This is a genomic window from Bacillus sp. AFS023182 (assembly GCF_002560575.1).
In the GTDB taxonomy this organism is placed as follows: Bacteria; Bacillota; Bacilli; order Bacillales; family Bacillaceae_G; genus Bacillus_A; species Bacillus_A arachidis.
In genome coordinates this window covers 17,964-37,573 of sequence record NZ_NTRO01000074.1, presented here as the reverse complement: position 1 = coordinate 37,573, position 19,610 = coordinate 17,964, and the positions used below count along the sequence as shown (strand labels likewise).

Here is a 19,610-nt window from a genome sequence, read left to right as displayed (position 1 = left end):
GGAGTGGGCTTGCTTTGCTTCTGAAGTTTTCCTTAATGTATCCCTAGTTGATAGTGATGTGGTGGGTCCCCATATAACGAAGAACGAATGTAAATAATATAAATTCCCCAACATATATAATATATTGGGGGGATTTATATTAAACCATTTTATAAAATTAAGTCTTGATAAATATTTTTTCAAAACACGCTCTTTCTTTTTGGTTAAGTGTTTTTTATTAATAACCAGAGTCTTCTGAAGTAAGATTATCTAGCATTTTATAGTCATACTTTTGTAATGGCTTTTCAGCAGGCCCTTCAAGTACTTCTCCTGTATACGAGAATCGCGAACCATGGCATGGGCAATCCCAAGAACGTTCACCATTGTTCCATTCAACTTCGCATCCGATATGGGTACAAGTTGTATCTACAATATGAAGTTTACCTTCTGCGTCTCTATAAGCTCCTTTTCTATGTCCATCAATGTCAATGACAGCTCCTTCATCGTTAGATAAATCATGGATGCACTTTTGAGGAATTTCTAACTTTCCTTTAATTAAATGGCCAACAACATTTGCATTTTCTACTAAGAAGTTTTTTAAACTTGGATTCATGTGAAAACGAGAAGGGGTATACAATTCTCGGTATTTGTTCTTTTCTCTACATATAATATCTCGAAATAAAAGCGCCGCTGCGGTTCCGTTTGTCATACCCCATTTTCTGTATCCAGTAGCAATTAATATATTTTTCTGATCGGATGTAATTTCACCGATATAAGGAATTTTGTCTAGTGTAATTAAATCTTGAGCTGACCAACGGTATGCAATATTTTCAAGCCCAAAAACTTGTTGCCCGAATATTTCCAAGGCTTCATAATGTTTTAGTGTTTCTCCGCCTTGTCCCGTTTTATGACTTTCTCCAGAGATAAGAATAAATTTTTCTCCATTAATTGTTGTAGAACGGAGAGAGCGTGTCGGTTCATCTACACTAATATACATACCACCTGGATAATCTGTTTTTGTCTTAGCAGCAATTATATAGGATCGGTCTGCATGCATTCTTGTAGAGTAAAGTCCTGCGCCTTCATAAAAAGGGAAATGAGAACAAGAGAGAATATACTTTCCTGTAATTTTAGCTCCTCCACGGGTAAGAACTACAGGTTGTTCGCCTGTTTTTATATTTACTGCTGTCGTATTTTCAAAGATGTATCCACCTTTTTCTGTAATTATATTTGAAAGATGAGCTAAATACTTAAGGGGATGGAATTGTGCTTGATTTCTCATAACAAGTGCATTATGTATTTTTAAGTCAATTGGAAGTTTGTTTACAAGTTCGCCTTCAATACGAAGCTCTTTATAAGCTGCTGCTTCTTTTTCTAATTTAAATGCATATTCTTCTGTTGTGGCATACAGATAAGCATCTTGTTGAGTGAAATCGCAATCAATGTGATGTTTATTAATTGTGGCTTGAATGAATTTTAAAGCATCTATGTTTGCTTCATAATACAATCTTGCGGTAGTTTTTCCAGTATATTTGATAAGCTCGTCATAAATCATGTTATGTTGGGCCGTAATTTTAGCTGTCGTATGTCCAGTCGTTCCATTTAATAACTTGTCTGCCTCTATAACAGCGACTTTTAAACCTTCATTTACTAAAAGATAGGCAGAAGTAATGCCAGTAATTCCTCCTCCTACAATAATAACATCGACCTGCATGTCATTTTCTAAGGAAGGGTATTCTGGTAAATGAATACTGCTCGTCCAATAAGATTCGGTATTATGGGGTAATATTCCACTGTAATTCTCATTATTCGTCACTATAAATCCTCCATTCGATGTTTTATAGTTCTATTATTTCCACTTATTGGAGAGGTAAACTTTGAGCTTAGAAAACAGCAAATTGTGGCTGTATGGTATGTTCAATTTAGACATACTTTTATTTGAACATTGTTTTTGCTTTTAAATAAAGTTTATTCAAATTGATACTAATAACTTTGATAAATAATCATAGAAAAGAGCGTGTTTTGGAAAAAAGGTTAATCAAAACACGCTCTTAATATTTTCAGTTGGTTGATTCTTTTTATAAAAAATTTTAATCATTTCCTATCTACATTGCTATACTATTGGACTCTTTTCTTTAATAAGTCTAATAGTCAACGTGGAGAATCCAAGTGCTCATAAAGAATACTTAGCTAACTGTTCACCCCAAGGTGATAATTCAGTTTCAATAAATCCTGCTTTTTTATATACAAATTTAGCTGTAAGGTTTTCAGGAGCATATCCAATCATTATTAAAGAAATGTTTGCGTAATTATTTCGTCTTATCTCATCAATAACCAGATATATAGCTTGTTTACCTATACCTTTCCCTTGAAATTTTTTATCAATCATAAGTCTATAAATCCAATAATTATTATCATCAGAATCTATCCCAAACATAGTAAATCCTATCATTTTTTCATCAAGATAAATACCTTTTGCATAGAAATTATCTAGAAATTGAATTTCTGCGATAGAATAGAGGTTGGATGTAATAAATGTTTGTTGTTCTTCTTTAACAGACAGTTTAATTGCTTCTTCCCAATTACTTTTGTCAATAGGTTTTAAATAAATTTTCTTCAATCTGATACTCTCCTTCTAATATTGAAGAGGAACCACGTAGTTTATGGGCTAGTGAAACGTTATCCTCTTGTTTTTTTGCCCAATCAAATAGAAATATTTTCTCATCGACAACGCCCCCTTAAAGGTACAATTAAAAATACGTTATTATATTCAATATAATTATATTCTTTCCTCTATATGTTATTAAAGCTCTAATTATTCATACCCAACCTCACTGTTAACTTAATAACCGTTATTCAATTAATTGGCTCTTTAACAGAATAGTTTATTGTCATTCAATGGTTCCTTAATCGATTTTTCAATTCCAGAAGATGTTCTTTTTATTATAAATATGCCCTTTAGATCATCAAAAGGGATAATTTTTATTGTGAAAGAAGGTGCAATCATAATTCTAAATAACTGTTAATATAGCGATATTTGATAGATTTTGACACATTTAAAATGATTAAAGTTTCTTCAAAAAAGTATTCTTTTTTAACTTTTAAACCTTATCTCAAGCCTATAATTGTTTTGAATTATAAAAAATGTATCTTTAATAACAACAGGTTTTTGTATTAGTTAATTGCGTTTGATATACTGCTTTGGCTCAGTGCAACGGATAATGGGTTCAATTAAAGGGTATTATCAAAAAGAATACTATAAAACAAAACAGTTTAAGAAATAGATAAGGGGTGAACAAGTGGTGGAAAACATGATAAATGAGGATAACTTTGGTTTACAAAGGCAACCTTCTCAAAAAACGGTTGGTCAGTATTTATTCGATTGTTTAAAATTGGAGGGCATTACTGAAATTTTTGGTATTGCAGGGGACTATAATTTTACACTTCTTGATACTCTAGAGTGTTATAAGGGTATCCGCTTTATAGAAGGTCGGAATGAACTAAACGCGGGCTATTCTGCAGATGGTTATGCAAGAATTAAAGGGTTGTCTGCTCTTATTACAACTTTTGGAGTCGGAGAACTCAGCGCTTGTAATGCTATAGCCGGAGCTAATAGTGAGCATGTGCCAATCATTCATATAGTGGGTGCGCCTCCCGAAAATGATCAAAAAGAGCATAAGCTGATGCATCACACTTTAATGGATGGGAATTTTGATGTTTTTCGCAACATGTATGAGCAAATTACTGCATACACCGCGGTGCTTACGCCCGAAAATGCTAAAATTGAAATTCCAGCCGCAATTCGAATTGCTAAAGAAAAGAAAAAGCCTGTATATCTAGTTGTGGCCGATGATTTAGTGACCAAGCCGATTAAAACCCGTGTAGAGCCAACACACCAGCGCCCAACATCTAATTTGAAGACTCTTCATGCTGCGGTGAATCATGTCCATAAGCTACTAGATCGTGCACATCGACCAGTTATACTGGTGGATGTAAAAACCATGCGTTTTGGTCTTCAAACGGCAGTTCAGCAACTGGCAGACACCATGAATGTTCCTGTTGCAACGATGATGTACGGAAAGGGAGGATTCGACGAAACCCATCCAAATTATGTGGGAATGTACTTAGGATCTTTTGGAGATTCTGAAGTTCAAAGTAAGGTAGAAAATGCAGATTGTATCATCGCAATTGGTATGGTATTGGCGGATACTAATACCGCGAGTTTTACCGCAAAACTAAACCAGCTGATAATGGTCAATATTCAACCAGATATGGTTAAAATTGCTGAGGCAGAGTATCCGAATGTTCTTGCAGCTGACATGTTACTTGCAATACAGAATGTGGGTTATAAGGGACAAGGCTTGGTAGAAAAAATGTCATTCCCTTACGACCAATTAAATGCTAACGCCGATGCCCCTCTAATAGCGGCCAACTATTATCCACGTTTTCAGCACATGCTGAAAGAGGAAGACATTGTAGTTGTCGAGACCGGGACATTCTATAACGGAATGGCAGAGGTGAGACTGCCGAGCGATGTAATATATATTGGGCAAGGCGGTTGGCAGTCCATCGGTTACGCAACCCCTTCGGCGTTCGGTGCTATTATGGCTGTGCCTGAACGGCGAGTGTTACTGTTTACAGGGGATGGAGCCTTGCAGCTGACAGCTCAAGAAATCAGTACCATGTTCTATTATGGATGCAAGCCTATAATTTTTGTCTTAAACAATGATGGTTATACGATTGAAAAATATTTGAATGTGAAAACAAAAAATCAAAAGTACAACAAAATTCCTCAATGGTCTTATACTAGGATAGCAGAAGTTTTTGGAGGCGACGCGTTTACCGTCACAGTTCGTACCTACGGAGAGCTTAATCAGGCAATAAACCAAGCTGAAATAGAAAGTACTGAAAAACCCTGTATTATTGAAATGATTGTAGAAGATCCAATGGACGCACCTAGATATATGAAACAGATGCGCAATTATATGGAGAAGCAGGAAATGCAGCGTACTCAGCAATAGTCTTGAATAGACCAGGAAGATAAGTCTAATTTTTTAAGAGGAATTCTAAAAAATTTACAGAAAAATTGTTAGGTGTATTTTAAAATATAAAGTTGATGAATGTTCGATATATTAGGAAGAAGCGTGTTTTGAAGAAGATAATCATAACACGCTTTTTTAATATTCAATTGCCATCTCTTATTTGATACTAATAGCACAGTCCAAATCATATTCTTATAATAGAAAGGGGTGTAACGTTAATTGATAAAAGTAAAAGTAAAAGTTCGTTTACAACCCATTGTAAGTAAGATAAATCTACCCACCGTTTTAAGAACAACTATACTTCCAGGTGAATCAATTGAAAGATTATTTATTGCAACCCAAATAGGAGAAATCTTTTGCATAGGAGATGGAGAAATAAGAACTTTTTAGATATTCGTTCTCGAATCATAAAATTAGGGAAGTCTGAACAAGGTGGATCTGGTGAAAGAGGATTGCTAGGGCTAGCGTTTCATCCACAATTTTATTATAATGGTTTGTTTTATCTTCATTATTCATTAGCTGAAACACAAGGACCGGGCGCTCTTTCTGAACACCCTAAATCTAGATTCTCCTGATTTCTTTCAACGCCGTTTTATCTTCTGTTCTTGCAATTCTAAACTAGATAAAAATTACATATGATGGAGATTATAAATACCTATATTTTATGGGAATTAAAGTTTTTAGGGATTGATGAAAAAGATAGAGAGATATTATCATTTATTGAAGGAGAAGCTGGTAATTATCCTTTAAAAGAATGCATGTGGCCTAATGATGTTTTAAAAGAAATAGCGAAGATGCTTCGTCTTTACCATGCTGCTGTAAGTGACTTTCCGTTCTCGAATGATTGGAAACCAATGGATAATACTCCAAATAAAATAGAGGTTGTATGCCACAATGATTTTGCAATATATAACATTATTTTTAAGCATGAAAAACCAGTAGGTATTATTGATTTTGATGTTGCTGGTCCTGGTCCAAGACTACAGCCTATACTCTTTACACTTGTGTCCCCTTAAGTAGAGTGTATCATACTGAAATAGGTGAGGCAGTTTATTATAATTCATTACAGCATGCCGACCGTATAAAACAAAGAGTTAAATTGTTTTTTGAATCCTACGGTGAGGGCATGGAAGAAGATTATTTAGAGATGGTATTGTTACGATTAGAAGGGTTATGTAAATACATGAAAAGAAAAGCCAAAGAAGGCGATATAAATTTTCAAAAAATGATAGATGAAGGACACCTTGAACATTATCAAAACGATATTACATTCATTCGTGAACATGGAAAAGAGTGGATGTAATGAAATAAGTCTTATGCAAAAGTAAAGCTCAGGGTCATATAGGGACTTTGAGCTTTTTTTGCGTGTTATTTACTATGCAAATTAACCTGTGAATGAATATGTTATGTAGCCCGTTATTTTAGATTTCTCCGCAATAATTGAATTACTTAGGAGTAGCTTTATGGTTTTTTATAATATTTTCTTAACGGAAGGATTCTGCGGTTCAGTTTGTTGCCTGATCATTAAGGATTGCATTCGTAGTGTTTTATGAAGTGAGAAGAGATAGCAAGGTAAGCAAAACTCCAACTTGATAGAAGTAAGTTGGAGTTTTTTAGAGGAATGGTATCAATTTTCTTCTTTATTGAATACAATCCCATACTTTTTGATTTTCTTATATAAATTAGCTCGTGACATTCCTAATATTTTTGCTGCAATGCTTTTGTTCCCATACGTGTCTTGCAAGGTTTGAAGAATGCGTGTTTTCTCTAGACTTTCTTTTTCGTCAGTAAGTGAAAGTACATCTTGGTTCACGGGGCCTGAAAAAGACCTTGTTTGCGGCAGTAGCTTTAGAATGTCTGATTCGTATATTTGGCTGCCTTCGTGAAGGACAATCAATCTTTCTATCATATTACGTAACTCGCGGATGTTACCTGGCCAAGAATATGCATGTAATTGCTTCGTTGCCTCGTGATGAACAAAAGGAGTTGACTTGTTATATTTAAAAGAAAATTCTTTTAAGAAATGATGAGCTAAGTAGGAAATATCATCCGTACGCTCACGAAGCGGCGGGATGCAGACAGCAAATACGTTGAGTCGATAAAATAAATCGGACCGGAAAGTACCGCTTAAAACCATATCTTCTAATATACGATTCGTTGCGGCGATAATTCTGACGTTAATTTTTTTAGGTGTTTGTCCTCCAATTCGATAAATCTCTTTTTCTTGTAAAGCTCTAAGAAGTTTCACTTGCATATCAAGTGGGAGTTCTCCTACCTCATCTAGAAATAACGTACCTCCGTCTGCTAATTCTATTTTTCCAGGTTTGCCTCCTTTAGCGGCTCCGGTGTATGCTCCTGATTCATAACCAAATAACTCGCTCTCAAACAAAGCATTTGGGATAGCGCCACAATTAATTGGAATAAATGCTTTCTTACTTCTTAAACTAGCATCGTGAATCGCTTGAGCAAAAAGCTCCTTCCCAACACCGCTTTCCCCAGTAATCAAAATAGTCGCATCTGTCTTCGCGACCTTTTTCATGTCATGAATAATATGCTGGATTTCCAAGTTATTTCCTTTTATGTTGCTGAAAGGATCATCTCTATTATTTTGAATTATTTGTTGTTTTAATTGCTGGAGTTCTTCAGATGTAGAGGATAACTGTTCATTTAATTTAATCGTAGCGGTAATATCTTGTTCGACGGACATAGAGCCAATTAGTTCATTGCTTTCATTATAAATAGGTGTTGTGCTAATCAATACATGTTTATCTGGCCGCGGGAGGTGATAAATATCCCGAACAGGTTGCTGACTCTCAAGGACTTTTAAATTCATAATATCTTCTTTTAAGAAAAATTCCTGAACATTCCTTCCGATAATATCTTCTTTCTTTATGTTATACATTTTTTCTGCTGCTTCATTCCAATAAAGCATTACTCCCTTCGTATTTATAATAGAAATTGCTTCTTCTACAGAAGAGAGAAGCGTATGCAATGTAGGAATCGCAAAAGAATCAGATTGTTTCATAGAATATCCTCCAATGATTTTATATGTAAACCCGATATAAAACGTATACAAAAGTAGACACTCGTAGACAGATTTGTCGCTAAAAGGATACAACTTTTTCAGGACAATGTAAATAAAATTGAATGAATATTAATAATGTTAGGTTAATTTATGCTTGGCACGATACTTGCTAATAAAAAGGTAGGATACTTTTAAAATGATAAGTATTTCATAAGATAAGTGAATGACGATAATGGAGGGAAAAGGTATGAATATTAGTAAAATGTACACAACAATTGATGCACACGTAGCGGGGGAACCATTACGTATTATTACAGGCGGAGTGCCAGAGATAAAAGGAAACACACAATTAGAAAGAAGAGCTTATTGTATGGAACACTTGGACCATCTTCGTGAAGTTTTGATGTATGAACCAAGAGGGCATCATGGAATGTATGGTTGTATCATTACGCCGCCGGCAAGCCCTCATGCTGATTTTGGCGTATTGTTTATGCATAATGAAGGCTGGAGTACAATGTGTGGTCATGGAATTGTTGCGGTCGTCACAGTAGGAATTGAAACGGGCATGTTCGAAGTGACGGGCAACAAACAGAAGTTTATCATTGATAGCCCTGCAGGAGAGGTAATTGCGTATGCAAAATATAATGGAACTCAAGTAGAATCTGTATCATTTGAAAATGTACCTTCCTTTGTTTACAAAAAAGATGTTCCGATAAAGATTGATGGCTATGAATTTCAAGTAGATATTGCTTTTGGAGGAGCTTTCTATGCGGTTGTAGACAGTAAAGAATTTGATTTGAAAGTAAACTTTAAAGATTTATCGGCCATTCAATCGTGGGGCGGGAAAATTAAACACTATATTGAAAGTCAAATGGATGTAAAACATCCTCTCGAAGAAGGTTTAAAGGGAATATATGGCGTTATCTTTTCTGATGAACCAAATGAAAAAGATGCTACTTTACGAAATGTGACCATTTTTGCTGATGGGCAAGTAGATCGTTCTCCTTGCGGCACTGGTACTTCAGCTAGACTTGCAACTCTTTTTGAAAAGGATGCCTTGCAAAGCGGAGAAAGTTTCATCCATGAGTGTATCACTGACGGACAATTTATCGGTGAAGTATTGTCAGTGACAAAAGTAGAGGAATATGAGGCAGTTATTCCAAAAGTGACTGGGCAGGCGTTTATTACAGGATTTCACCAATTTGTAATGGACCCAAGAGATCCGTTGAAAAGAGGGTTTTTACTAGCTTAATGTTTTTTTAGAGTTGTTTTCTGCTTAGAAAACAACTCTTCTTATAAGGGGGGATTCAGGATGAAGTGGTGGAGGAAACAGAGTTTACCTATCAAAATTTTGATTGGGGCATTCATAGGGATTTTGCTGGGAGTAACGCTAGGACCGAAAGTTGTCGCTTTAAAACCGATTGGGGATATCTTTATCCGTTTATTACAGATGATTATCGTTCCATTGACGTTTTTAAGTATTGTGTCGGGAATCACCCAGCTCGAAAATCCGAAAATGTTAAAAGCAATCGGTAGTAGAATTTTCATTTACTATGCAGTAACCGCTGTATTAGCCACAAGCATTGGTGTCGCAATAGCCTTTTTTGTCAATCCTGGTAAAGGGGCTGAAGGTCTTCTTGAGAAAGGGAAGAACTTTAAGGCAGAAGAATTCAATTTTGTCGAGAACATCACCCAGTGGTTTCCTTCTAACGTCATTCAGGCAGCCTCAGAGACGAATATGCTTCAAATTATTATCTTCGCAATTTTTGTCGGTATGGCACTTATTCTTCTTGGAGATCAAACGAAAGGAATTCGTAAATTAGCCCATGAAGGATCGGCATTAATGATTAAAATTGCTGAACTCGTTATTGGATTGGCCCCTTACGGCATTATGGCACTGATTGCTAATGTAGTTGGGACATTTGGAGCTGACATGCTCACTGCAGTCGTTAGCTATGTACTAGCCGATTATTTGTCATTATTACTTATTTTGTTAATTATGTATCCAATTATATTGAGAACGATTGGGAAAATCAGTCCAGTTTATTTTTTCAATCAAGTGAGTCCAGCTATGCTTGTAGCTGCTAGTACAACATCAAGTAGTGCTACGCTTCCTGTAACAATGGAGGTAGCTCAAAAAAGACTTCATATACCTGAGAAAGTAGCTGGTTTTACGATTCCGCTTGGCGCCACTGTTAACATGAATGGATTATCAGCAGCACTAGGTGTTCTAGCTATCTTCGCATTAAACGTATACGGCATTCCAATTACGTTTGGCCTGATTGTACAAACCGTATTTCTAGGAATCGTACTTGCGGCGGGGTGTGCAGGAGTAAAAGGCGCAGATGTCATTACCGCAACGATCTTACTCTCGACGTTAGGCCTACCGCTCACAATTATTCCTATTATCGCAGCTGTGTCCCCGCTTGTAGACATGGGACATACAGTTGTAAATATTACAGGTGATTTAGTGGGGGCGCAGGTTGTGAATAAGAATATGGCATCTGGTGAAACAGTGGAGAAAGATTTAGAAAAGGGTGAGCAAACATGTTAGTCATAAGTGCTGATGAACAAAGAAGTTTAGTAGATATGAGCGAAATAATTGAATATGCGGCCATTGCCTTAAAGGAGTTTTCGGCAGAAAGAACAATCACTCCTATTCGCTCTGCTTTGCCATTTGCGAATGCGCAAAATACCGCATTAATCATGCCTTCAGTAGCTGAAGAACTTGGGGCGCTTGGATTAAAAGTAGTAACGGTGGCTCCAAATAATAAAAAAATAGGAAAGAAAACAATAAACGGGATTGTTATGCTATCGGATTTTCAAACGGGGGAACCACTCGCGCTTTTGGAAGGATCATATTTAACGATGATTCGAACAGGTGCCTTATCAGGTGTGGCAACGAAGCACCTAGCTCGTCAAGATTCGAAAAGCTTATGTATTATCGGTACAGGAGAACAAGCGAAAGGAATTGCTGAGGCTGTGCTTGCTGTACGAGATATTGAAAAGCTTATCCTCTATAATCGAACAGAACAAAAAGCTGCCGAATTTGCTGTATATATACAAGAGAAATTTAGGAAACCTACCTACATATACTCAGATTCGAATGAAGCAGTACGTGAAGCAGATATTATTGTCACCACAACGAACTCTCACGCGCCAGTCTTTTCAGACACACTCAAACCTGGTGTTCACGTAAATGCTGTCGGTTCTTTCAGGCCGGAAATGCAAGAACTACCTTCTCATGTCATTTCTTCAGCCAATAAAGTAGTAGTAGAATCAAAAGAAGCAGCACTAGAAGAAACAGGTGACTTGCAAATCCCAATACAAGAAGGTGTTTTCAAAGAAGGCGATATCCATGCAGAACTTGGACAAATTATTAGCGGCGAACGAACTGGCAGGGAAACGGATCAAGAAATTACCGTATTTAAATCTGTTGGACTAGCTGTTGTCGATATTGTAGTAGCGAAGTATTTGTATGAGAAAGCGATTGAAAATGGGGTGGGGAATAGGGTTCGGTTGTGAGTGTGGATTCTATTTAGGTATTATTCAGAGTCCCAGGTAATAGATTCTACTTCATAATTATTATTATAATGGATTGTCGCAGTAACTTTTCTTTCTTTATTCCCTTTTACATATCCAATTACAAATATTCCACCTAACTCTTTTGGAGCAAATTTTGTTTTCGTTACAACTATATCTGTATTTTCAGTTTCTTTAAAATGTTGTATGGCTATTTCTGTTGCTTTATCAATTATTTGTTGTTCTTCATTTTTTTGATCCATACTGCAACCTCCTATAAATATTAGGATAAAGACCATGATTAATCCTAAACAATATTTTCTTACTCCACTTCCCTCCGTGAATATTATTTAATATTTAGAATATATTAAAATTCTTGGGAGGGAAAATGCTTTGAGTAAAAATAATAAGGTGCTAGATTTGAGTTATTATGAATGAGCAAAGGCTCCATATCGTAGCGATAAGCGACTGAAAAAATTTTGACGTTAAAGATGTTGATGATAATGTTGTTCAAACATGGAAAGTAGAAAAAACATTCCATGACAAACAAACTGGAATGGACGCTGTAGCTTTTGAAAGAGTAGTAGATGGGAAAACACAAGTAATGGTAGTCGGGGGACAGAGGGAGGTGCAACATTCAAAACAGTGAACATAGGGGGATAGAAATACCTATAGGTCCTAGTAAAACGTTTAATGATATAAAAACGGATGGGAATCATTTTATTATGCGTGAATGGGTGCATGATCCAGTATTACCTCCAACAGCAGGAACGAAAGGTGCTCATTCAGAAAAACACTGGAATGAAGATAATAAACGGAATATCATAATCAATTTGAACAAGTTGAAAAGTAAAAGAACATTATAAGGGAAGAGATGTAGAATTACACGTTACAGGCCATTCTTTAGGTGACGCTTTAGCTGAAGCCGATTTCCATACGATAAGGACATCGGCTTTTGTTTATTTCTTATTGGTGTAGCAACCATGCTCATCAATTTTAAGAAATTGATGGGTACCAAGAAAATTTTGTATCACTATCAAGTGGCTTATTCTGAGTTTCTTTTTGAATTAGGTTGAACCATTCGTTTAATATTTGAGCTTTTGGTAATTGAGAGGCAGGGTCGTCTTCCCAGATGATGTGTGAAAACCAGGCCTTTGTTTCCCACTCAAATTGCAATTCTGCATACGAGATTGTAGGATGGTCCGCTTCATGAAATTGCTGGTTTACTGCATCTGAAACTTCCGAAGCTTGAGGTAACAACTCGTTCTTAATTCTATTTTTAATCGTTTGATCTTCTAACTGATTCCAAAAATACAATTGCCCGTCAATTTGATAAAAAATATCAAAAGAAGCCGCTCCTTTTTTAAAATCAAGCAATATAAAAGCGCGTTCCACATTATTGTCAGCGGCCTTTACAGTATTGACAATTAAATTTTGTGCCATTGATACCCAATAGCTACTTGCTTCTTCTATTGGAGATTCAACATATAATTCTTCACTTAATTCATTGAGGGTTGCCTCACCATCGTTTACTTGTTCCACTTTTTTAAAAAATCTACTAAAAAACCCCATAATTTCTCCTCCTCTTTGTTGTCTTTTCCTTTAGTTATTCGATAATTAGATAATATTGACAATGAAATCATAGCATTTTCAGATGAGTTATGGAACCGGGCTAATGAATGGAGCTTGGGTATCCTAAAGAATAATACATTAGGAAAGCAGTAATGGATCATAAAGTGAAAGGTGTTATCAATACGTCCCGTGCTGTTTCTAAGAACGAAAGACATTCATCGTTTTCTAAGTAATTTTCTTTATTCTTTTCGAAACCCTGTGGAGAAAATACTTGCAATTAGTAGTTAAAAGATTCGTGGTATTTGTATTGCTGCGGATCTTTTTCTTTTTAAACCCATGTTATATAGGAAGAAGCTTATTACGTATTTAGAAGGTGTGCTTTCTTCTCACCTTTTTCAAGATTGTGAAACGGAAGAGTGGGGAGATACGCACCTATTTAACTTTCACCCTCTATACCAAGAAGCATTCGAAGGTGTAGAGGAATTACAAAAGTGTCTTCGACAGTATGAGCCTCTAAAGGCATTTCAGCACGACTTATTACAATCCCCTGACCTTTATGAAAAATGGGTATTTTTTAAAGTGTTGCAGCACTTTGTAATGACTCTCGGATTCGCCCCAAAACAAGAAGCGGCCCTTCAGAAGGTTTTGGAATACTATAAAGAAAACGGCACACTACGGGGATTTTGGATTCGGTTATATGGTTCGCCCACTTTTTCAATCGTAATTGGAAGCGAAGTTAATATACAAGGGAATTTCCCTGATATCGGGTTTGCGATTGAACAGGGACAAAAAGAGAAAGTATACATGTTTCTAGATGCTAAATACAAGCCCTATGCCCGAATGCGACAACAGCTAGAAAGAGATTTGATTCAATCCGCAAAAAGGTACAGAGAATTGATGCACCCTCGTGGAAAAGCAGCATTTCTAGTTCATGCCGATGAGACACTAGAAAATAACTTTGAAGAAACAAGACCTCATCAGTACGGTTATTTTTTACTCAAACCAGGAAAAGAAGAAGGGCTTTCCTTATTTTCTAAAATGATGCTGCATTTCCATCTCGGATGGGAGCGCATATGTCCTGATTGTGGAAACAAAGAGGTTAGTGAAATACCAACAGATCGCGACTTTAAAAAATATTACGAGTGTACAAGTTGCCAATCATTTTGGGTACAAAGCAAATGCTGGAATAGCAATAGACATAGCATGCCGGGTAAAAAGCTATATAAGTACTTACATCGCAATTATCATAAGCCGACTGAGCATGATTGGGACGTACACTGTCCGCGTTGTGGGGTTTCTTTTGCTGATAGGAATAGGTTGGGGAAATGATGAGGTTCAGTGAGGTAAATACATATAGAAAATGTAAAAGAAACGTTATTTCTTCAAACCATTCAAGCAGAAAGGCTTCTTATCTAAAAAAACCCTTGATATACAAGGGGTTTTTAGGTGAATTATCGTTTTAAAATAGCTATTTATGACATTTAAGAGTGGCGTGAACCAGATTTGCGAGTAGCTAGCGTATTTTCATCGTCTAGCTCAGCTTCGATATGAGAGGTTTTTGAAGGCTCAGCCATACGCCAATACGTGATAAAGCTTATAGCAATACAAGCGGCTACATAGAAGTAGAAGAGTGACTCGTGCCCAATGCTCTTCAGCCATAACGCGATGAACTCCGCCGTCCCGCCGAACACCGCAACAGTGATTGCGTAAGGAAATCCCACGCCAAGGGCACGGATTTCAGTTGGGAAGAGCTCAGCTTTCACAATCGCATTGATGGAAGTATAACCGGTAACAATAATGAGACTTACCATCATAAGTAAGAAAGCAACGATAGGGTATTTCGTTTGCTCCATGATTAGGAATAGTGGCACTGTTAGTAAAGTTCCGAGGATGCCGAAACCAATCAATAGCGGACGTCGTCCAATCCGGTCGGATAACATACCAGCGAGGGGTTGAAGTACGACGAATACTAATAGGGCGATAAAGTTAATCCAGCTAACGACTTCTTTAGGCAAACCTACAGTATTCACCATGAACTTTTGTAAATACGTCGTATAAGTATAGAAGGCAACAGTTCCACCGAGCGTTAGCCCGACTACTGTTAATACCGCTTTAGGATGTTTCATCAGAGTTTTAATGGTTCCAGCACTCTCACGGCTTTCAGATCCCATTTTTGAGAATTGCTCCGATTCATCCATCGTACGGCGCAGCCACAATACAGCTACTGCCCCCATTGCTCCAATGATGAAGGGAATACGCCAGCCCCAAGACTTCATATCCGGCTCGCTGAGTATTTGCTGGAGGACTATTTGAACACCTAGTGCTACCAACTGTCCAGCAACAAGTGTTACATACTGGAAGCTCGAGTAGAACCCCCGGCGACCGCTGCTTGCCATCTCGGACAGGTATGTAGCTGAAGTTCCATATTCTCCACCTAATGACAACCCTTGAAGCAGACGTGCGAGAACTAGAATAATAGGGGCCATTATACCAATGGTGCTATAACCTGGGGTACAGGCAATGATCAGAGAACCCCCGGCCATGATGGTGATGGAAAGCGTTAGTGCGGCACGTCGGCCGTGACGATCCGCATAACGGCCCATCAGTAAGCTTCCTAGCGGGCGCATCAAAAAACCAACGGCGAAGATAGCTGCCGTGTTAAGCAGTTGACTCGTCGAATCCCCCTTAGGGAAGAACTCAGCTGAGAAATACACGGCGAAAGCAGAATAGACGTACCAGTCATACCATTCAATCAGATTTCCAACCGAACCTTTGAAGATGTTTCCTGTAATGCGCCTCGTATTTGCGCGATTGGTGGATTGAGACATGATTAAACCCTCCTTTGAACAAAGTTTCTTTTTCTGCATTTGAAAACTATAGAAGTAATTTGAAAAACAGCATTATAGACTAAGTATGAAAGCGTAAATAAATTATATCTTTTAATTTGAAAATTCTCAATATAAAGAAAATTTACCCCATCGTCCCAACGCATGCTGGTGTCAGAGTTACGGCTATTCTATTGTATGGGTAGATCTAGTGGTGGATCGAGTGAGTCTTTCGGTAGATATCTTTTAAGGGGCTTGTTTGCTTGGAGTGTATTGAAGTTGTGAAATGTGTTGGGTGGTTACTATTTTATATTGAATTGCTGATATATTTGAAGGGTAATATAAAGGATGAGATATAAGACGTAAATAGTGCCATATTGTAAGGTATAATTCAGTTATAACAACTTTTGGTTTTATAATCTTGTAAATGGTGGTGTTAGAAATGGATTACAACTTTGAAATTTTATCGCTTTTAGATAATTCTATTGAGTTTGAGAAGTTGCACAGTAAGTTTAATCGTTTTAATCCTTTTAAAATATTAAAGGTAGATAAGTTTGAGATTAGGCATTCTAACATGATTTCTTGGTTACTAGATCCAAATGGAAATCATCATTTAAGTTCGTTTTTTGTAAATAAGTTGCTGTCTAAAACGTTTGTAAAAATAGAAAATGAAGATTTAATTAGTGAGTATAATTTTATTAAATTACATAAGCAGTCACTTCAAGATTTGGAAGTTTTTCGTGAAGTACAAACAAGTAAAAATAAGCGAATTGATATTTTAGCAATATCAGAATCACAAAAGATCGTAATTATCATTGAAAATAAATATAAGTCATCAGAATCAGATGGACAATTACAAAATTACTTAGATTTTGTTAATAGTAAATATGAAGGTTATACAATGATTCCAATATTTTTAAGTTTAGATGGTAGTGCACCAAGTCATAAAGAATATTTTATTTTAGATTATGGAGATATATTAAATATATTAAAAGGGCAACTCGAAATTAACAGTGAATATACGTCTAGTACGATTAAAGATTTTCTTTCCTATTATATTGATATATTAGAAGGCGAACTTGTTCGTGATGAGGAAGATATTGAACTTGCGCTAACTATATATAAAAATCATAAAGATGCTGTTGATTTTCTATGTCTAAGCGGTGATGGGAAAGTAGCCGGAAAGTTTGCTAATAATAATTTATTAGATGCGGTGAAAGGTTTAAGTGCGGAAGAGAAAGAAGACCTTCGCCAAATCTATATGAATTATGCTGAAACTCTCACCTTTATACATGAGGCAGGAAATAGTGTCATGAGAGAGGCATTTTTACAATTTGTAAATCAAAATCAAATTCAGACTGACTGTTATCATGAACATATTCGCATTCCGTCTTTTATTTTCCCAGAATGGAGACAACTTGATGATGTTGTCGGCACCCCAACTCATGAGTGGTGGCTAAATAATGCCCTTATTACATGGTTTGAAAGAAAAGCAGATGGGCGCATGAAACTGATTATCGAAGTTGGGCCATTAGAATACAAACAGAGATTAAAGTTATTATGTAAGTTAGAAGAAAACGGAATCAATATTAAAGGGAAATCTAAAGAATCTGGATCCATGTATACAAGAATTTATGCAGGGTATGAAAAGATAAGTGATTGGGCAGATCAAGATGAGATTCTTCGTGTCATGAATGAAATGTATAACAGTAATGATTTTAACAAAGTAGTTGAAGCGATATCGGAAACGATAGAAGCTCTTATATATGGAGAAGAGACACCTTCTTCTGAAATTGTTGAAGTAGAGCGTAATCAAATGGAAGTGGATACTTTAACGAATGCGTTTCAATTATTCGTTCATCACCAAGGTTTTCAAGAAGAATTTTACAATATCCATCATAGACTTCCATCATTCATTATGCCAGAGTTCCGTTTACTTGAAGAACAATTTGGTGTACCGAAATGGAATTGGTGGTTCAATAACGGTGTCGTTATGTGGTTTGAACGTTTAAAAGACAACCGATTGAAGTTCATAATAGAAGTTGGGCCGTTAGAATCTCATAAAAGAATATCCTTATTAACAATGCTAGAGAGTAAAGGGATAAAAATAAGTGCAAGGGCTAAAAATCCGGAGGCAGCTTATACACGGATTTATACGAGTACATGTAACGTTGATGATTGGTCAGATGAAGATGCAGTACTACACGCAATGAGTGAGTTGTTCAATGATGGAGAATGTCAAAGTGTTATAAAACTGCTAACGGATATTGCTAAGAAAGAGGTTCATATATAGAAGTGGATTGCCAAGTGCAGGGGATGTACTTGGCAATTGTTTAAAAGAAGAGAACAGTTTTGTTCTCTTTTTTATTTTTGAAAGTGTTAAATGGTATTTAATATATTTGTAATTGATGGTAGCTGGTTAAAGTAAAGGCAATAAATCTTTTTCATTAACAACGTTTTATTTTCCTATTGCGTTTCTTTAATTTTTGTCTCTTGTAATCTCTAAATTCATCCCTTATCAATGCATATTTGATTAATCGGCCAATGAATTCTCTAACATCTTCCTGATTCCAATCAAATTGTCTTGAGTTATCTAATTTACCCAATTCTATTTTTCTATCATTGTTCAGCAAATTAGGTTCCTTTTTCTCAATAAACTCTAGAACTTCAGAAAATTTAACCATGACACTCTTACCTAAAGTAAGCCTCCCGTTATGAAGTATTTCAATGAAATGTCCATTTACTTTAACAAAATCCTGAATAAACAATTGTAATGAATTATGACTGTATTTATCATTGTCAATGGCGACAATTAGATATCCTCCTAATATTGCTAGGCTAACTATTTGATGGTCTCCTTTTTTATCCTCAACTATTATCGAACGGTATTCGCCAGTCCAATCATATCCTGCTACGTTCCCGAATTTTGTATATCTTATACCAACATCTTCTAGATACTTTACTCCATAAAGCTCTTTGTATGGAATTTTCACAGTGTCATCCCAAAGTAATTCATTAAGATTAATAATAAAGGAATATAAGTTTTCATTTGTAATTCCCCCAAAATGCCCTTTATAAAAATCAATAACATCCTTTTGAGTGAAATCTTCAAATTTCCTTTTTTGATAAACAAAGGACTCATTAGTAATGTATTTAAAATTATTCGCATTAACTAAATCTATGTAATTAGGTAATTCTTCTAACGGCATGTAACACTTGGATTTTTCACTCCAGGCCTCAACAAAAAGTTCAACACCGTTAGTGACTGCTACAGTGTTAGCATATAGAATTTCTTCATAGTTATATACTTGATCAAATACGTCATCTATCAACGGAGTATTTTGCGATTTACATTCGACTATTAAAATTGGAACACGATTGTTATGTTCTAAGGTGTAGACTATAATGTCTGCCCTCCCTTTTGCCTTTGGAACAAAATACGACATGGGTACTTCTAACTCAATCATATCTTTTGGTACATTTTTTTCTGAAATTAGATATTGGACAAACTTTTGTCTAACTATCTCCTCTGGTGTTTGTAGAATAAGCTTCTTTCTTATCGGATCAAAAAGATACTTTTTTCGATTATTTTTAAATATTTTTCTTGGAGCATACTTGTCAATGTTCAGCATGAAGCCACTCCTT

14 protein-coding genes and 2 pseudogenes are annotated in these 19,610 nt (G+C 36.1%); 9 read left to right on the top strand and 7 right to left on the bottom strand.

Going from position 1 to position 19,610, the window contains the following annotated elements; genetic code table 11:
- Positions 1-217: 217 nt before the first annotated feature.
- Positions 218-1,795, bottom strand: a complete 1,578-nt coding sequence (locus CN288_RS24310; protein WP_026590690.1) for an FAD-dependent oxidoreductase — start codon at positions 1,793-1,795, stop codon at positions 218-220.
- 357 nt (positions 1,796-2,152) lie between these two features.
- The gene (locus CN288_RS24305; RefSeq protein ID WP_026590689.1) at positions 2,153-2,599 is read right to left on the bottom strand and encodes a GNAT family N-acetyltransferase; all 447 of its coding nucleotides are present in this window, start codon (positions 2,597-2,599) and stop codon (positions 2,153-2,155) included.
- Positions 2,600-3,281: 682 nt separating this feature from the next.
- Between CN288_RS24305 and CN288_RS24300 the strand changes: the two genes are divergently transcribed.
- The 3 genes and pseudogenes from CN288_RS24300 to CN288_RS24290 form a co-directional block, all read left to right on the top strand.
- Positions 3,282-5,000 carry an alpha-keto acid decarboxylase family protein gene (locus CN288_RS24300; RefSeq protein WP_098303294.1) on the top strand — a complete coding sequence of 573 codons (1,719 nt, stop codon included), beginning with the start codon at positions 3,282-3,284 and terminating at the stop codon, positions 4,998-5,000.
- 243 nt (positions 5,001-5,243) lie between these two features.
- Positions 5,244-5,572 (top strand): annotated as a pseudogene (locus CN288_RS24295) (PQQ-dependent sugar dehydrogenase); the annotation flags it as partial.
- Between the two features lie 123 nt (positions 5,573-5,695).
- A pseudogene (locus CN288_RS24290) lies at positions 5,696-6,324 on the top strand (phosphotransferase); the annotation flags it as partial.
- A gap of 324 nt (positions 6,325-6,648) precedes the next feature.
- Here the strand turns inward: CN288_RS24290 and CN288_RS24285 are convergent.
- Positions 6,649-8,046, bottom strand: a complete 1,398-nt coding sequence (locus CN288_RS24285; protein WP_098303291.1) for a sigma-54 interaction domain-containing protein — start codon at positions 8,044-8,046, stop codon at positions 6,649-6,651.
- A gap of 247 nt (positions 8,047-8,293) precedes the next feature.
- Between CN288_RS24285 and CN288_RS24280 the strand changes: the two genes are divergently transcribed.
- The 3 genes from CN288_RS24280 to CN288_RS24270 are packed head-to-tail and all read left to right on the top strand — an operon-like array spanning position 8,294 to position 11,571.
- A complete protein-coding gene (locus CN288_RS24280) occupies positions 8,294-9,298 on the top strand; it encodes a proline racemase family protein (RefSeq protein WP_098303290.1) in 1,005 nt (334 codons plus the stop codon).
- A 60-nt stretch (positions 9,299-9,358) separates the two neighbouring features.
- Positions 9,359-10,600 carry a dicarboxylate/amino acid:cation symporter gene (locus CN288_RS24275; protein WP_098303289.1) on the top strand — a complete coding sequence of 414 codons (1,242 nt, stop codon included), beginning with the start codon at positions 9,359-9,361 and terminating at the stop codon, positions 10,598-10,600.
- On the top strand, positions 10,594-11,571 hold the full coding sequence (locus CN288_RS24270) for an ornithine cyclodeaminase family protein (RefSeq protein WP_098303288.1): 978 nt from the start codon (positions 10,594-10,596) through the stop codon (positions 11,569-11,571). Before CN288_RS24275 ends, CN288_RS24270 begins: the two co-directional genes overlap by 7 nt.
- Positions 11,572-11,591: 20 nt before the next feature.
- Here CN288_RS24270 and CN288_RS24265 read toward each other — a convergent pair whose 3' ends face one another.
- Positions 11,592-11,831, bottom strand: a complete 240-nt coding sequence (locus tag CN288_RS24265; protein ID WP_255260053.1) for a hypothetical protein — start codon at positions 11,829-11,831, stop codon at positions 11,592-11,594.
- Between the two features lie 462 nt (positions 11,832-12,293).
- Between CN288_RS24265 and CN288_RS29045 the strand changes: the two genes are divergently transcribed.
- A complete protein-coding gene (locus tag CN288_RS29045; protein WP_176527731.1) occupies positions 12,294-12,434 on the top strand; it encodes a hypothetical protein in 141 nt (46 codons plus the stop codon).
- Between the two features lie 130 nt (positions 12,435-12,564).
- Here CN288_RS29045 and CN288_RS24260 read toward each other — a convergent pair whose 3' ends face one another.
- Complete coding sequence (locus CN288_RS24260) at positions 12,565-13,140, bottom strand: hypothetical protein (protein WP_098303286.1); 576 nt, start codon at positions 13,138-13,140, stop codon at positions 12,565-12,567.
- Positions 13,141-13,476: 336 nt separating this feature from the next.
- Between CN288_RS24260 and CN288_RS24255 the strand changes: the two genes are divergently transcribed.
- Complete coding sequence (locus tag CN288_RS24255; protein ID WP_176527730.1) at positions 13,477-14,469, top strand: hypothetical protein; 993 nt, start codon at positions 13,477-13,479, stop codon at positions 14,467-14,469.
- Between the two features lie 152 nt (positions 14,470-14,621).
- On the opposite strand, the gene CN288_RS24250 is transcribed toward CN288_RS24255, so the two are convergent.
- Complete coding sequence (locus CN288_RS24250; RefSeq protein ID WP_098303284.1) at positions 14,622-15,968, bottom strand: MFS transporter; 1,347 nt, start codon at positions 15,966-15,968, stop codon at positions 14,622-14,624.
- A 439-nt stretch (positions 15,969-16,407) separates the two neighbouring features.
- Between CN288_RS24250 and CN288_RS24245 the strand changes: the two genes are divergently transcribed.
- Entirely contained in the window at positions 16,408-18,258 is a 1,851-nt protein-coding gene (locus tag CN288_RS24245; RefSeq protein WP_098303283.1) for a PDDEXK-like family protein, read from the top strand.
- Positions 18,259-18,412: 154 nt separating this feature from the next.
- On the opposite strand, the gene CN288_RS24240 is transcribed toward CN288_RS24245, so the two are convergent.
- On the bottom strand, positions 18,413-19,597 hold the full coding sequence (locus tag CN288_RS24240) for a type I restriction enzyme HsdR N-terminal domain-containing protein (RefSeq protein WP_098303282.1): 1,185 nt from the start codon (positions 19,595-19,597) through the stop codon (positions 18,413-18,415).
- Positions 19,598-19,610: the final 13 nt, after the last annotated feature.

Coding starts and splice junctions, on each gene's coding strand:
- CN288_RS24285 (WP_098303291.1), bottom strand. CDS start 8,046: ATGAAACAATCTGATTCTTTTGCGATTCCTACATTGCATACGCTTCTC.
- CN288_RS24280 (WP_098303290.1), top strand. CDS start 8,294: ATGAATATTAGTAAAATGTACACAACAATTGATGCACACGTAGCGGGG.
- CN288_RS24275 (WP_098303289.1), top strand. CDS start 9,359: ATGAAGTGGTGGAGGAAACAGAGTTTACCTATCAAAATTTTGATTGGG.
- CN288_RS24270 (WP_098303288.1), top strand. CDS start 10,594: ATGTTAGTCATAAGTGCTGATGAACAAAGAAGTTTAGTAGATATGAGC.
- CN288_RS24265 (WP_255260053.1), bottom strand. CDS start 11,831: ATGGATCAAAAAAATGAAGAACAACAAATAATTGATAAAGCAACAGAA.
- CN288_RS29045 (WP_176527731.1), top strand. CDS start 12,294: ATGCGTGAATGGGTGCATGATCCAGTATTACCTCCAACAGCAGGAACG.
- CN288_RS24260 (WP_098303286.1), bottom strand. CDS start 13,140: ATGGGGTTTTTTAGTAGATTTTTTAAAAAAGTGGAACAAGTAAACGAT.
- CN288_RS24255 (WP_176527730.1), top strand. CDS start 13,477: ATGTTATATAGGAAGAAGCTTATTACGTATTTAGAAGGTGTGCTTTCT.
- CN288_RS24250 (WP_098303284.1), bottom strand. CDS start 15,968: ATGTCTCAATCCACCAATCGCGCAAATACGAGGCGCATTACAGGAAAC.
- CN288_RS24245 (WP_098303283.1), top strand. CDS start 16,408: ATGGATTACAACTTTGAAATTTTATCGCTTTTAGATAATTCTATTGAG.
- CN288_RS24240 (WP_098303282.1), bottom strand. CDS start 19,597: ATGCTGAACATTGACAAGTATGCTCCAAGAAAAATATTTAAAAATAAT.